The 13,021-nt window shown below is 71.5% G+C and carries 13 protein-coding genes and 1 riboswitch; of the genes, 6 read left to right on the top strand and 7 right to left on the bottom strand.

Annotated elements, in window-relative coordinates; all coding sequences use genetic code 11:
* The first annotated feature begins 144 nt into the window (after nt 1-144).
* A riboswitch (guanidine-III (ykkC-III) riboswitch) is annotated at nt 145-212 on the top strand.
* A gap of 12 nt (nt 213-224) precedes the next feature.
* Complete coding sequence (locus HAV39_RS40420) at nt 225-485, top strand: CBU_0592 family membrane protein (RefSeq protein WP_191844372.1); 261 nt, start codon at nt 225-227, stop codon at nt 483-485.
* Between the two features lie 87 nt (nt 486-572).
* On the opposite strand, the gene HAV39_RS40415 is transcribed toward HAV39_RS40420, so the two are convergent.
* The 4 genes from HAV39_RS40415 to thyX all read right to left on the bottom strand — a co-directional run bounded on the left by HAV39_RS40415 (nt 573) and on the right by thyX (nt 6,667).
* Nucleotides 573-3,062: a DNA translocase FtsK gene (locus HAV39_RS40415; RefSeq protein WP_191844371.1), complete on the bottom strand. Its 2,490-nt coding sequence runs from the start codon at nt 3,060-3,062 to the stop codon at nt 573-575.
* Between the two features lie 114 nt (nt 3,063-3,176).
* A complete protein-coding gene (locus HAV39_RS40410; protein ID WP_275413946.1) occupies nt 3,177-4,847 on the bottom strand; it encodes a ribonuclease J in 1,671 nt (556 codons plus the stop codon).
* A gap of 138 nt (nt 4,848-4,985) precedes the next feature.
* Complete coding sequence (gene dapA, locus HAV39_RS40405) at nt 4,986-5,882, bottom strand: 4-hydroxy-tetrahydrodipicolinate synthase (protein ID WP_191844370.1); 897 nt, start codon at nt 5,880-5,882, stop codon at nt 4,986-4,988.
* 41 nt (nt 5,883-5,923) lie between these two features.
* Complete coding sequence (gene thyX / locus HAV39_RS40400; RefSeq protein ID WP_120318579.1) at nt 5,924-6,667, bottom strand: FAD-dependent thymidylate synthase; 744 nt, start codon at nt 6,665-6,667, stop codon at nt 5,924-5,926.
* Nucleotides 6,668-6,927: 260 nt separating this feature from the next.
* On the opposite strand from thyX, the gene HAV39_RS40395 reads away from it, so the two are divergent.
* The 3 genes from HAV39_RS40395 (at nt 6,928) to HAV39_RS40385 (ending at nt 8,760) form a co-directional block, all read left to right on the top strand.
* Entirely contained in the window at nt 6,928-7,413 is a 486-nt protein-coding gene (locus HAV39_RS40395; RefSeq protein WP_120318578.1) for a toxin-antitoxin system HicB family antitoxin, read from the top strand.
* Between the two features lie 12 nt (nt 7,414-7,425).
* Complete coding sequence (locus tag HAV39_RS40390) at nt 7,426-8,238, top strand: DUF4097 family beta strand repeat-containing protein (protein ID WP_191844369.1); 813 nt, start codon at nt 7,426-7,428, stop codon at nt 8,236-8,238.
* A 102-nt stretch (nt 8,239-8,340) separates the two neighbouring features.
* On the top strand, nt 8,341-8,760 hold the full coding sequence (locus HAV39_RS40385; protein ID WP_191844368.1) for a hypothetical protein: 420 nt from the start codon (nt 8,341-8,343) through the stop codon (nt 8,758-8,760).
* Nucleotides 8,761-8,786: 26 nt separating this feature from the next.
* Here the strand turns inward: HAV39_RS40385 and HAV39_RS40380 are convergent, their stop codons facing one another.
* A complete protein-coding gene (locus HAV39_RS40380; RefSeq protein ID WP_120318575.1) occupies nt 8,787-9,305 on the bottom strand; it encodes a DUF2752 domain-containing protein in 519 nt (172 codons plus the stop codon).
* On the bottom strand, nt 9,302-10,492 hold the full coding sequence (locus tag HAV39_RS40375; RefSeq protein ID WP_191844389.1) for a winged helix-turn-helix domain-containing protein: 1,191 nt from the start codon (nt 10,490-10,492) through the stop codon (nt 9,302-9,304). The genes HAV39_RS40380 and HAV39_RS40375 overlap by 4 nt, the downstream gene beginning before the upstream one ends.
* Before the next feature lie 196 nt (nt 10,493-10,688).
* On the opposite strand from HAV39_RS40375, the gene HAV39_RS40370 reads away from it, so the two are divergent.
* The gene (locus HAV39_RS40370; RefSeq protein ID WP_191844367.1) at nt 10,689-11,219 is read left to right on the top strand and encodes a GNAT family N-acetyltransferase; all 531 of its coding nucleotides are present in this window, start codon (nt 10,689-10,691) and stop codon (nt 11,217-11,219) included.
* On the opposite strand, the gene HAV39_RS40365 is transcribed toward HAV39_RS40370, so the two are convergent.
* On the bottom strand, nt 11,130-12,386 hold the full coding sequence (locus HAV39_RS40365; protein ID WP_373311810.1) for a glycosyltransferase 87 family protein: 1,257 nt from the start codon (nt 12,384-12,386) through the stop codon (nt 11,130-11,132). The genes HAV39_RS40370 and HAV39_RS40365 overlap by 90 nt on opposite strands.
* 32 nt (nt 12,387-12,418) lie before the next feature.
* Between HAV39_RS40365 and HAV39_RS40360 the strand changes: the two genes are divergently transcribed.
* Nucleotides 12,419-12,991, top strand: a complete 573-nt coding sequence (locus HAV39_RS40360; protein WP_191844365.1) for a GNAT family N-acetyltransferase — start codon at nt 12,419-12,421, stop codon at nt 12,989-12,991.
* Nucleotides 12,992-13,021: the final 30 nt, after the last annotated feature.

The following is a 13,021-nucleotide window of genomic DNA, read 5'->3' as shown; positions in this document are numbered from 1 at the left end:
AGGGAAGAGTCAACAGGCACCCGACCAGGCTACCGGGCCGCGACGACATACGGCCTACGGCCTTCCATGTAAGGAAGGGCACCTTCTTATCGCTATCCGTAGTAAAAGGTGCCCTTATTAACTCCTTCGAGCTAGCCTGGGCGGCGGCCGCGCCCTCCGGCGCCTGCCCCGGACGACCGCTCGCCGTACCCGGAACGACAAGACGGCGCGCAGAACACACGATCATGAACCACGACGTCCTGCAGATCATGGGCGCGCTGACGGTGCTGGCCGGGTACGTGGCCGGACAGCTCGGCTGGACCACGCCCCGCTCGGTCGGCTATCTGACCGCGAACACCCTCGGCGCCGGCGTGCTCGCCTGGCTCGCCTGGACCAGCCAGGACTGGGGCTTCCTGCTGCTGGAAGGAGTCTGGTCCGCCGTCAGCGCGGTGGCCCTCGTCTCCGTCCTCCGCGCGCGCCACACCCCCGACCCCACCCCCTCCTGACCGCCCGGACCCCGCCTCGCAGCGTTGATCATGAAGTTATGGCGGCGACACACCGCCGACCCGTGCATAAGTTCATGATCAACGCGACTAGTCGTCGACGCCGAGGGAGGACAGGACCTCTGCGAGTTCGTCGGGTTTGACCAGGACCTCGCGGGCCTTGGAGCCTTCGGAGGGGCCGACTATGCCGCGGGTCTCCATCAGGTCCATCAGGCGGCCGGCCTTGGCGAAGCCGACGCGGAGTTTGCGCTGGAGCATGCTGGTCGAGCCGAGCTGGGAGACCACGACCAGCTCGATGGCCTGGATGAGCAGCGTCAGGTCGTCGCCGATCTCCTCGTCGACCTTCTTCTTGGTGTCCTGCACCGGGGCCAGCACCTCGGGGCGGAACTCGGGCTCGCGCTGGCGCTTGCAGAACGCCACGATGTCGTTCATCTCGTTCTCGCTGACCCAGGAGCCCTGGATGCGCTGCGGCTTGCTGGCCCCCATGGGCAGGAACAGCGCGTCGCCGCGGCCGATCAGCTTCTCCGCGCCGGGCTGGTCCAGGATGACCCGGGAATCGGCCAGCGAGCTGGTCGCGAACGCCAGCCGGGACGGCACGTTCGCCTTGATCAGACCGGTCACCACGTCGACCGACGGGCGCTGGGTGGCCAGCACCAGGTGGATGCCGGCCGCGCGGGCCAGCTGGGTGATGCGCACGATCGAGTCCTCGACGTCGCGCGGCGCGACCATCATCAGGTCGGCCAGCTCGTCGACGACCACCAGCAGGTACGGGTACGGCGTGAGCACGCGTTCGGAGCCCGGCGGCGGCTTGATCTGCCCCGCCCGGAGCTTGCGGTTGTAGTCGTCGATGTGGCGCACCCCGGCTGCCGCGAGGTCGTCGTAGCGCATGTCCATCTCGCGGACGACCCACTCGAGGGCGTCGGCGGCCTTCTTCGGGTTCGTCACGATCGGCGTGACCAGGTGCGGGATGCCCTCGTAGTTGGTCATCTCGACGCGCTTGGGGTCGATCAGCAGCAGCCGCACCTGGTCCGGCGTGGCCCGGGCCAGGATCGACACCAGCAGCGAGTTGAGGCAGGACGACTTGCCCGCACCGGTCGCGCCGGCGATGAGGATGTGCGGCATCTTGGCGAGGTTGGCCACCACGTAGCCGCCCTCGATGTCCTTGCCGAGCGCCACCACCATCGGGTGCGTCTCGGAGGTGGCCACCCGGGAGCGCAGCACGTCGCCGAGCGCCACGTCCTCCCGGTCGGTGTTCGGGATCTCCACGCCGACCGCGCTCTTGCCCGGGATCGGGCTGAGGATGCGCACGTCGGGGCTCTTCACCGCGTACGCGATGTTGCGCGACAGGGCGGTGATGCGCTCCACCTTCACCCCGAGCCCGAGCTCGACCTCGTACCGGGTGACCGTCGGCCCGCGGGTGAACCCGGTGACCGCGGCGTCCACGTCGAACTGGTCGAACACGTGCGCCAGCGCGGCGATGACCTCGTCGTTGGCCTTGGACCGAGTCTTGGCCGCCTCGCCGGGCTTGAGCAGGTTGGGGGGCGGCAGGGTGTAGTCGCCGCCGAGGCTGGGCAGCAGCAGCTGTTCGGTCTTGGTGGGCGGCGGGGTGTGCTGCGGCGGGTCGGGCTTGCGCCGCTTGGCGGGCCGCTCGATGGCGACCGTCTCCTGCTCAGCGAGGACGCGCTCGTAGGCGGCGTCGTCGAAGTCGTCGTCGGGGTCAGGCGCCTGGAACGCCGCGGGCGGGGTGAGCCGCTTGCGGCGGCGCGGCGCGGGCACCTCCTGCTCCTCGTCGACGTCGTCGTCGGTGCGTTCCGGCGTCGCCACGCCCAGGAAGCTGTCACGCAGATTCGCCAGGCGCTCCGGGATCTTGTTCACCGGCGTCGCGGTGATCACCAGTACGCCGAAGGTGAGCAGCAGAAGGAAGAGCAGCACCGCGACGAAGTTCGACAGCACGCCGCCGAGTCCGCCGCCGACGAGCTTGCCGAGCAGGCCGCCGGCTTGCTCCAGCTGCTGCACGTCGACCGGCGAGAGCGCGATGTGCAGCAGCGCGGTCGAGGCGAGGGTGAGCGCCGTCCAGCCGACGATGCCGCGGCCGCGCTGGGCGGGGTCCGGTTCGGCGCGCATGGCCCGGATCCCGCTGACGGCCAGCAGCAGCGGCAGCGCGGCGGCGGTGGCGCCGATGAAGAAGCGGGTGGTGTCGGCCAGCCAGGTGCCGAACTTGCCGCCGCTGCCCTGCCCGGAGCCCCAGATGGCGACGCCGAACAGGATGGCCAGGGCCATCAGCAGCAGGCCGAGGCCATCGCGGCGGTGCTCGGGGTCGAGGTCGCGAGCCTTGGCCGCCTGCGAGCCGACGGCGCGCACCATCCAGCCCAGACCGTGCGCGATGGCCATCCAGATGCCACCGACCAGGCGGCCGAGCAGCGCCGCTGGATTGATCGTGACGCGACTGCGGCGTCGTACGGGCCGCCGGGCCGGGGCACGACGGGCGGGTGTACGCCCCGTCTGTCGGGTACGCGCGGCCGTGGCCTTCGTCGGCGTGGCAGCTCGACGACGGCTCGATGAGGAAGTACGGCCCGCCATGTCCCACACCGTAACCCCTCCACGTTGATCATGAACTTATGGACGTGTTCGACGGCGTGTCGACGTCCCTAACTTCATGATCAACGTGGCGGGGTCCACGGCGGACAGTCCGGGTCAGACCTCCAGGACGTTCGGCACGATCATCGGGCGACGGCGGTAGGCCTCGTTGACCCAGCGGCCGACCACTCGGCGGACGATCTGCTGGAGCTGGTGGGAGTCGGTGACGCCGTCCAGCGCAGCGCGGTCGAGGGCCTCGGTGACCAGCGGCAACGCCGGGTCGAAGGCGGTCGGGTCCTCGGAGAAGCCCTTCGCCGACAGCAGCGGACCGCCGACGACCTTGCCGGTGACCGAGTCGACCACCACGGTCACCGCGATGAAGCCGCCGTCACCCAGCACCCGGCGCTCGGTGAGCAGGCTCTCGCCGACGTCGCCGATGGCCAGACCGTCCACATAGACGTACCGGCTCTTCACGTGGCCGACCAGCTTGGCGTGGCCCTCGACGAGGTCGACCACGTCGCCGTCCTCGCAGAGCACGACCCGCGCCGGGTCCACCCCGGAGTCGACGCCGAGCTGGGCGTGCGCGCGCAGGTGCCGCCACTCGCCGTGCACCGGCATCAGGTTGCTCGGCTTGACCACGTTGAGCAGGTAGAGCAGCTCGCCCGCGGGCGCGTGGCCGCTGACGTGGACCTTGGCCACGTCCTTGTGGATGACGTTGGCACCGAGCCGGGCCAGCTGGTTGATCACCCGGTACACGCTGGTCTCGTTGCCGGGGACCAGCGAGCTGGCCAGCACCACGGTGTCGTTCGGGCCGACCGTGATGTGGCGGTGGTCGCCGGTGGCCATCCGGCCCAGCGCGCTCATCGGCTCGCCCTGCGAACCGGTCGACATCAGCACGATCTCGTTCGGCGGCAGGCTCGCCGCCTCCTCCATGTTCACCACCAGGCCGGCCTTGACCTTGAGCAGACCCAGGTCCCGCGCGATGCCCATGTTGCGGACCATGGACCGGCCGATCAGGGCGACCTTGCGGCCGTGCTCCTCGGCGGCGTCGAACACCTGCTGCACCCGGTGCACGTGCGAGGCGAACGAGGCCACGATGATGCGCCCGGTGGCCTTGCCGAAGATCGACCCGAGCACCGGGCCGATCTGCTTCTCCGGCGAGACGAAGCCGGGGATCTCCGCGTTGGTGGAGTCCGACAGCAGCAGGTCGACACCCTCCATGCCGAGCCGGGCGAAGCCGGCCAGGTCGGTGATGCGCCCGTCCAGCGGCAGCTGGTCCATCTTGAAGTCGCCGGTGTGCAGCACCAGGCCGGCCTCGGTGCGGATGGCCACCGCCAGCGCGTCCGGGATCGAGTGGTTGACCGCGAAGAACTCCAGCTCGAACGGCCCCAGCCGCTCGCGCTGCCCCTCGGCGACGGTCAGCGTGTACGGCGTGATGCGCCGCTCGGCCAGCTTCGCCTCGATCAGCGCCAGCGTGAATTGGGAGCCGACCAGCGGGATGTCGTTCTTGTGGGCCAGCAGGTACGGCACGGCGCCGATGTGGTCCTCGTGGCCGTGCGTGAGCACGATCGCCTGGACGTCGCCGAGGCGGTCCAGGATCGGTGCGAAGTCCGGCAGGATCAGGTCCACGCCGGGTTGGTCGGCGGTGTCCGGGAACAGCACGCCGCAGTCGACGATCAGCAGCTTGCCGCCGAACTCGAACACGGTCATGTTGCGGCCGATGGCCCCCAGCCCGCCCAGCGGGATGATCCGCAGGCCGCCCTCGGGCAGCGGCGGGGGCGCGCCCAGATTGGCGCTACGCCCGGTCTCCAGTTGTGGCCCGGTCAATGAACATCACTCCTTATGTTCTCCGGCGCGGGTGCCGCCGTTTCAGGGCTGCGGCACGCGGCACGCCGTTCGTGCTGGGGCTTCGCGCCCCTTTGGCGTCTAGAGCGGCAGGCCGGCGTCCGCGCAGTCGATGCGCAGTTGCGCCAGCTCGGCCTCGGTCGCGTCGACCAGTGGCGGGCGGACCGGCCCGGCGGGCAGGCCGCGGGCGTTCAGGCCCGCCTTGACCAGGATGGTGCCCTGGGTGCGGAAGATTCCGGTGTACAGCGGGAGCAGCGCCTCGTGCAGGCGCCGGGCCTCGGCGACGTCTCCGCGCTCGTACGCCTCGATCATGTCTTTGGTGCCGGACCCGGTGAAGTGGGTCGAGGTGCCGACGACGCCGACGCCCCCGATCGCCAGCAGCGGGAGGGTGGCCGCGTCGTCGCCGCTGTAGTAGGCGAACTCGGCGCGCCGCTTGACCCAGGACGCGGCCGCGAGATCGCCCTTGGCGTCCTTGACGCCCACGATGCGCGGGTGCCCGGCCAGGGTGACCATGGTGTCGGTGGTGATCGCGACGCCGGTGCGGTGCGGGATGTCGTACAGCAGGATCGGCAGGTCGACCGCGTCGGCGACCGTCGTGAAGTGCTTGACCAGCCCGGCCTGCGGCGGCTTGTTGTAGTAGGGCGACACGACGAGCAGGCCGTGCGCGCCCGCCTTCTCGGCCGAGCGGGCCAGTTCGACGGTGTGGTGGGTGCTGAACGTGCCCACCCCGGCCACCACCTTGGCCCGGTCGCCGACAGCCTCGACGACGGCCCTGATCACGGCCTCTTTCTCGGCGTCGGTCGTGGTGGGCGACTCACCGGTGGTGCCGTTGACGACCAACGCGTCGTTGCGCTGCTCGTCCACGAGGTGCGCCGCGAGGCGGGCGGCACCGTCGACGTCGACGGCCCCGTCGGCACCGAACGGGGTGACCATCGCGGTGAGCAGGCGGCCGAATGGCCTTTGAGCGTTGTTCGTCATGCACACAACCTAGCGGAATACGGCGGGCGCCATCGTGGCCCTCAGGACTCCCAGGTGTAGACGCTGGAGGCGATCTCCGAGCCGTCCGGAAGGGCGCTGATCGAGAAGTCGTTGAACACGCTCGGTGCAAGTTTCTGCAGCTCGCGAAGGGTCGCCACGGCCAGCTCGCGGATCTCCACGTCGGCGTGCTCGGTCGCCCGCATCGCGATGAAGTGCCGCCACGCGCGGTAGTTGCCGGTGACCACGATCCGGGTCTCGGTGGCGTTCGGCAGCACGGCACGGGCCGCCTGACGGGCCTGCTTGCGGCGCAGCGTGGCGTTGGGCACATCGGCGAAGGTGGCCTCCAGGCCCTCCAGCAGCTCGTTGTACGCCCGCACCGCGGCCTCGCTGGCCTCGACGAACTTCTTGTGCAGCTCCGGGTTGGCCGCGATCACCTCGGGCTCGACCATGGCCGCGTCGCGCTCGGGCACGTAGCGCTGGGACAGCTGGGAGTACGAGAAGTGCCGGTGGCGGATCAGTTCGTGCGTGAAAGAACGTGAGACGCCCGTGAAGTAGAACGTCGCGCTCCCGTGCTCGAGCACCGACAGGTGGCCCACCTCGAGGATGTGGCGCAGGTAGTCGGCGTTGGTCGCGGTCGCCGGGTTCGGCTTGGACCAGGACTGGTAGCAGGCCCGGCCGGCGAACTCCGCCAGCGCCTGGCCGCCCTCGGCGTCGGTGTCCCACGGCACGTCGGCCGGGGCCTGGAAGTTCGTCCAGGCGATCAGCTGCACAGAGGGCTTCACCATCTCAGTCACACGCGCCAGCTTAGCGGCCCGGCGAGACCAGGCTGCTGGTGGGATATAGCCGCCATTGTCCGGTTGGCGACGCTCGCGGTCGCAGACCACCGCGGTGATCGCCGTTTCGTGTCAGAAAGCGGGCTCCAGCCTCACCTTCCGACACCAACCAGCGATCTACCAGGCACGACGTCACCGTGACGTCATCGACCGACCGGATAGACATCAGGGTGACACTTGCTTGACGTCAGACATGACGTCATAGTGGTGTCATGGACCTGTCCCCGTACCTCGAGTCGCTGCGGCGGGATCTCGCCGCCGCGGCCGCGCCCGCCGGCGACGACGTCGCCCGCACCGCCGAACTGCTGACCCTCGCCCTCGACGCGTCGGCCCGGCTCTGCCTCATCGAGGTGCTGGCCGACGCGAGCGCCGAGATCACCACCAAGCTCGACGGCCCGACCGTCGAGGTGCGCATCCGCGGGCGCGAGGCCGACCTGGTCGTCAGCACGCCTGTCGCCCCGGTCCACGAGGCCGCACCCGCGCCGCCCGTCCCGCCGCTCACCGAGGGCGGCGACCAGGCACGGCTCACCCTGCGCCTGCCCGAGCAGCTCAAGGAGGCGGCCGAGCGGGCCGCCTCGGCCGAGGGCATCTCGGTCAACGCCTGGCTGGTCCGCGCCACCGCGAACGCGCTGCGCCCGGTCACCCCGCCCCCCACCTCCCACCTCGGCCGCCGGATCACCGGCTACGCCCAGGCCTGACAGGAGCCGGACATGAACCAGACCTTCCCCTGCAACGGCACCATCCGCGCGGACCTGCGCGTCGCCGCCGGCCGCCTCGAGGTCGTGGCCACCGAGCGCGACACCGTCACCGTCAGCGTCGTCGCCATGGACTCCTCCGAGGCCAGCGCCGAAGCCGTACGCGAGACGAAGATCGACTTCAAGGAGGGCCGACACCTGCTGGTCCAGGCCCCGGAGCACGGCGGCTGGCGGTTGTTCCGCCGTGCCCGGCTCCTCGTCCGCGTCGAGCTGCCCACCGGCAGCGCGCTGTCGGTGAAGGTCGCCTCCGCCGACACGGTGTGCGAGGGCTCCTACCACGACGCGGTGATCCACACCGCCAGCGGCGAGGTGACCGTCGGTCCGGTGACCGGCGACGTCAGCATCCACAGCGCCAGCGGCAACGTGCGCCTCGGCCCGGTCGGCGGGCAGCTGCGCGTCACCACGGCCTCCGGCCACGTGCGCACCGGGCACGTCGGCGGCGCCGTCACCGCCAACACCGCCAGCGGCGACGTCGAACTGGGCGGCACCGACGCCGACACCAGGGTCATCACCGCCTCCGGCGACATCGCCATCGGCGTGGCCCGCAGCGGCGAGGCCAAGCTGAACACGGCCAGCGGTGACGTCAAGGTCGGCGTCCCCGCGGGCACGGGCGTCTGGCTCGACCTGAGCACCGCGGCCGGCCGTACCACCAGCGACCTGCACATGACCGGCGCCACCCCGCCCGCCGTGGCCACCCCCACCACCCTCACCCTCAAGGTCCGCACGGCCTCCGGCGACATCGCCCTGCGCCGCGTCACCCCTGCCTGACCCGCGGGTCTTCCCCGCCCCCGCTTCGCGTGGGGGCGGGGAACGGGGCGGTCAAGGTCGCGTAGAGTCCTCGGGATGTCGTCAGTGCAGCCCGATGGGTCCATGCCCGCAGCAGGGGAGCCGACGCCCGAGGTGGCCGCGTCGCAGGACAGCGGGGCAGCCGGTGACGTCCGGCCGAGCCGGGGGTCGGTCGTCGCGCGAGGGTTCGGGATCATCGCCGCGGCGGCGGCGCTGCTGGCGTGCGGGGTCCTGGCGTGGATCACGACGCTGCCGAGCACCAAGGCCGACGGCTCGTGTGACGGCATCGGCTTCGGGTGTACGCCGAACCAGCGCGACGGCACGGCGATCGTGGCCATGATCATGGGGCTGCCCGCGCTGGCCGTCGTCATCGCCGTGCAGCTGGTCGTGCTGACCGTGCTGGCATTCGCCGGGGCGAGGTCGGGCGTGCGCGCGGGCATCGCCGCCGTGCTGACCGGGTGGATCCTGCTCGCCGCGGTGCTCGCGGCCATGGCGACGCGCTGACCGCACGCCGCGACGGCCGGGAGCGGTCAGACGAAGAAGTACGTGAACGGGGCCCAGGGCAGGTTGCGCAGCACCATGAACACGCCCCACGCGCCCAGGAAGAACGCGACGTGCTTGGGACCGATCTTCAACTGGGGCAGCTTCCACTTGAAGGTGGTGTTGCCCGCCCAGGCCACGTACATGTAGATCAGGAACGGCACCGCGAAGACGAACATCAGGTGGTGGCGTGCCGCGGCCGGCAGGTCGCCCTGCATCAGGTACCACGCGGCGCGGGTGCCGCCGCAGCCCGGGCAGTCGAACCCGGTGAGCATCTTGACCAGGCAGGTCGGCGTGGCGTCCGCGCCGACGTTGGCCGGGTCGGCCAGCTGGGTGTAGGTCAGCGCGCCGCCGATGCAGGCCAGCGCCGCCAGCGGACCCGCCCAGACCGGGGTGTGCGCGCGCAGCCAGTCGGTGAACCGGGTGATCCGGTCGGCGGGCGGCGGCGTGAAAGGATCGCCCGCGAACTGCGGGCCGTGCGGAGTCACGGTGGCGGAGGCCTCGGTCACAGCTCTGAACTTACACTGCCGCGCATACCCGCGTCGGCGAGCGCGGCAGCGAGATCACCCCGCTCGGGAGCGGCCACCTCGCCCAGGCCGAGCCAGGCCGCGAGGCGGCGCAACTCGACCGCCAGGGCCTCGGCCGTGGCGTGCTCGTCCACCCCCGGCTCGGCCCAGGCGGCGGGCACCCGCAGCACCCCGGCCCGGCGGTCGGCCTTCAGGTCGACGCGGGCCGCGAACCGGTCGCCGTGCAGGAACGGCAGCACGTAGTAGCCGTGCACCCGCTGCTCCTGCGGCACGTAGATCTCGATCCGGTAGCGCAGGTCGAACAGCCGCTCCGTGCGCGAGCGCTCCCAGATCAGCGGATCAAACGGGCTGACCAGCGTCGACACGGCCACCTTGCGCGGCAGCGCGGCGTCGCGGTGCCGCCAGGTCGGCCGCGTCCAGCCCTTGATCTGGGTGGGGATCAGCACCCCTTCCTCGACCAGCTCGGCGACGGCGGTGCGGGCCCCGGCCAGCGGCAGCCGGAAGTAGTCCCGCAGCTCCGGCTCGGCGGCGACCCCCAGCGCGCGGGCGGCGATCTCGACCAGCGCCCGGTACGCCGCCGCGGGCTCCGGGGTCGGCGTGCTCATCACCGCGGCCGGCAGCACCCGCTCGGTGAGGTCGTACAGCCGGGCGAACTGGCTGGTCCGGCCCGCCGAGGTGATCTCGCCCGAGTAGAAGAGCCACTCCAGGGCCTTCTTCACGTCCGACCAGTTCCAGCCCCAGTTGTCCTTGGGCTTGGGCACGTCCTGCTCGATCACGGCGGCGGTCACCGGCCCCCGGTCGCGCACCTCCTGCAGCACCCACGCCACCAGATCGGGCCGCTGCGCCGCGATGTTGCGGGGCCCGCCCCACACGCCCTGCGCGGTCGCCATCCGCCACCGCATCAGCGGCTGCAGCTCGACCGGCAGCAGCGACGCCTCGTGCCCCCAGTACTCGAACAGCCAGCGCGGCCGCCGTGCGCTCGCCCCGTCCAGCACCGCCGGGTCGTACGCCCCGATCCGGCTGTACGCAGGCAGGTAGTGCGCCCGCTGCAGCACGTTCACCGAGTCGATCTGCAGCAGCCCCGTGCGCCCGACGACCTTGCGCAGATGCCGCGCCCCCACCGGCCCCTTGGGCACCCGATCCGCGAACCCCTGCGCCGCCAGCGCCATCCGCCGCGCCTGCGCCACCGTCACCGTCTCCACGCCGCCCGACGCTACCCCCCACCCCCGACGCCCTGGGAAAGGAAGGGCACCTTCACATCGCTATGTGTGGCGGAAGGGCACCTTCCCATCACTTCACACCGTGTGGGCAGGCCGTTCGTAACTTCTTTGCCTGCTCGGGCGGGTCTTCGTAAGCTCTGCGGGCATGGGGATCATCGTTCGGGCGGAGACGCCCGCCGACTGTGCGGCGGTCGCGGCGGTACACGTACGGGCCTGGCAGGTGGCGTACGCCGGAATCGTGCCCGACGACATCCTGGCCGCGCTCGATGTCACCGCCCGGACGGCCTGGCGGCTCGACCGCCTGGCCGACCCGGACAGCCCCTTCCACAACCTCGTCGCGCTCGACGGCGACACGGTCACCGGCTTCGCCTGCCACGGCCCGTACCGCGCCCAGGAGCTGGACGACAGCCCGCTGCAGCCGGAGTTCGGCGAGATCCTCGCCATCTACGTGCACCCCGACCACTGGGGCACCGGCGCGGGCGACGCCCTGCTGCTGGCCGCGCTCGACGCGCTACCGCAGCCCGAGGTGCGCCTGTGGGCGCTCGCGGACAACCACCGGGCGCTGCGCTTCTACGCCCGGCACGGGCTACACCCGGACGGACTTCGGGCGACGTACCGGCCGACCGGCAGCGACGTCGACATCCCCGAGCTGCGCTGCGCCCTCCGGCGAGGCTGACCCGGCGGGCCGGGGCGCCAGCGGCGTGCAGCACAGCAGCGCCAGGCACACCCAGACGTACGCGTTCGAGCCGAGCAGCGTGCCGAGCCCGCCGACCTCGCCCTCCCACAGCCAGACCACCCGGCTGGACAGGATCACGTACGACGCCCCGGCCAGACCCAGCAGGGCCCAGCGCCGCCTGCTGCGCGGAGCGGACTCCATGCCGCGCTCGACCAGCAGCACCAGCGCCGGGATCAGCCACACCAGGTGGTGCACCCAGGTCACCGGGCTGATCAGCACCCCGATGATGCCCGTGAAGGCGAGCCCGGCGACCTCGTCACCGCGTGCCACCGCCGCCCGGGAACGGACGAACCACACCGCCAGCACGGCCACCACCAGCACCGCCCACAGCGCCTTGCTCGGGTGCCCTGCCGTCAACCGGGCGACCACGCCCTGCAGGGACTGGTTCGAGATGAACGACAGCACGCCTACCCGGTCGGTGTCCCACAGCGCGCTGGTCCAGAACTCGCGCGTGGCGTCCGGTGCGACCACGCCCGCGGCCAGCGTCGCCGCCGCGGCCGTGCCACTGGCCACCGCCGCCGCCCGCCAGCGCTTGGTGATCAGCAGGTACACGATGAAGATGCCCGGGGTCAGCTTGATCGCCGTGGCCAGGCCGATGCCCACCCCGCCCCACCTGCTGCCCTTGCGGGTGAACAGCAGCAGGTCCGCCGCGACCAGGCACAGCAGCAGCATGTTGACCTGCCCGAACAGGAAGGTCTCGCGCATCGGCTCGTACACCGCGACCAGGCACAGCGCCACCGCCACCGCGAACCACGGCGTCCAGCGCTGGGCCGCGATGACCGGGCCGAGCAGCAGCCGCAGCAGCCACCAGGTGACCAGCGCCGTCGCGGCCGAACTCACCACGATCGCGGCAGGCCAGGACAGCACCGCCATCGGCAGCATGGTCAACGCCGCGAACGGCGGGTACGTGAAGCCGTACGTGCTGTTGGGCCGGACGAAGTCGTAGATCTCGCCGCCGTTGGTCCAGAACCGGACGGCGCCGTAGTAGACGTTCAGGTCGAAGAAGCCGTGCCGCTGCGCGAAAAACACGACGAACACCAGCGCCGCGGCGGCGAGTGCCGACACGGTCGCGATCTGCCGTCCGCGGCTCAAGGTCGACCTCCTGATCAGTGCCCGGATGGGCTCGGTACGCTTCGGGCGTGGCAGTCGGGTTCGTCCGACCGGCGCGTCCCGACGACGCCGGCGAGATCGCACGTATCCAGTTGGCGACCTGGCGGGTCGCCTATCGCCGAGTGCTGCCCAAACACGTCCTCGACGAGATCGACGAGGCGTTCCTGGCGTTGCGCTGGGCCGACGCGGTCACCGCGCCCCCCACCGCCCGCCACCGGGTCCTCGTCGCCGTCGAGCAGAACGCGGTCGAGCAGGCCGTCCAAGAATACGTGGTGGGTTTCGCCGCCTCCGGTCCCTTCGACGACGGGGCACTGGCCGCCGACGAGGATCACACCCCCGAGCGCGAGAACGTGGCGGCCGTCACCGACATGCTGGTCGAGCCCCGCTGGGGCCGGCGCGGCCACGGCAGCCGGCTGCTGGCGGCCAGCGTCGACCTGTGGCGCGGCGACGGCTTCGACAGCGCCGTGTGCTGGGCCTTCGACGCCGACGCCGCGACCCGCAAGTTCCTCACCTCGGCCGGCTGGGCCCCCGACGGCGCCACCCGCGCCCTCGACGTCGACGACCTCCTGATCCCCCAACTCCGCCTCCACACCACCCTCTGACCCGGCCCCGCCACCCGCCACCCGCCACCC

Origin of the sequence: Catellatospora chokoriensis, from assembly GCF_011297315.1 — a bacterium.
GTDB classification, from domain to species: domain Bacteria; phylum Actinomycetota; class Actinomycetes; order Mycobacteriales; family Micromonosporaceae; genus Catellatospora; species Catellatospora citrea.
The sequence above is the reverse complement of the archived record's forward strand: the minus strand, read 5'-3'. Positions and strand labels throughout refer to the sequence as shown.

Coding starts and splice junctions, on each gene's coding strand:
- HAV39_RS40420 (WP_191844372.1), top strand. CDS start 225: ATGAACCACGACGTCCTGCAGATCATGGGCGCGCTGACGGTGCTGGCC.
- HAV39_RS40415 (WP_191844371.1), bottom strand. CDS start 3,062: ATGGCGGGCCGTACTTCCTCATCGAGCCGTCGTCGAGCTGCCACGCCG.
- dapA (WP_191844370.1), bottom strand. CDS start 5,882: ATGACGAACAACGCTCAAAGGCCATTCGGCCGCCTGCTCACCGCGATG.
- thyX (WP_120318579.1), bottom strand. CDS start 6,667: ATGGTGAAGCCCTCTGTGCAGCTGATCGCCTGGACGAACTTCCAGGCC.
- HAV39_RS40395 (WP_120318578.1), top strand. CDS start 6,928: ATGGACCTGTCCCCGTACCTCGAGTCGCTGCGGCGGGATCTCGCCGCC.
- HAV39_RS40390 (WP_191844369.1), top strand. CDS start 7,426: ATGAACCAGACCTTCCCCTGCAACGGCACCATCCGCGCGGACCTGCGC.
- HAV39_RS40385 (WP_191844368.1), top strand. CDS start 8,341: ATGCCCGCAGCAGGGGAGCCGACGCCCGAGGTGGCCGCGTCGCAGGAC.
- HAV39_RS40375 (WP_191844389.1), bottom strand. CDS start 10,492: ATGGCGCTGGCGGCGCAGGGGTTCGCGGATCGGGTGCCCAAGGGGCCG.
- HAV39_RS40370 (WP_191844367.1), top strand. CDS start 10,689: ATGGGGATCATCGTTCGGGCGGAGACGCCCGCCGACTGTGCGGCGGTC.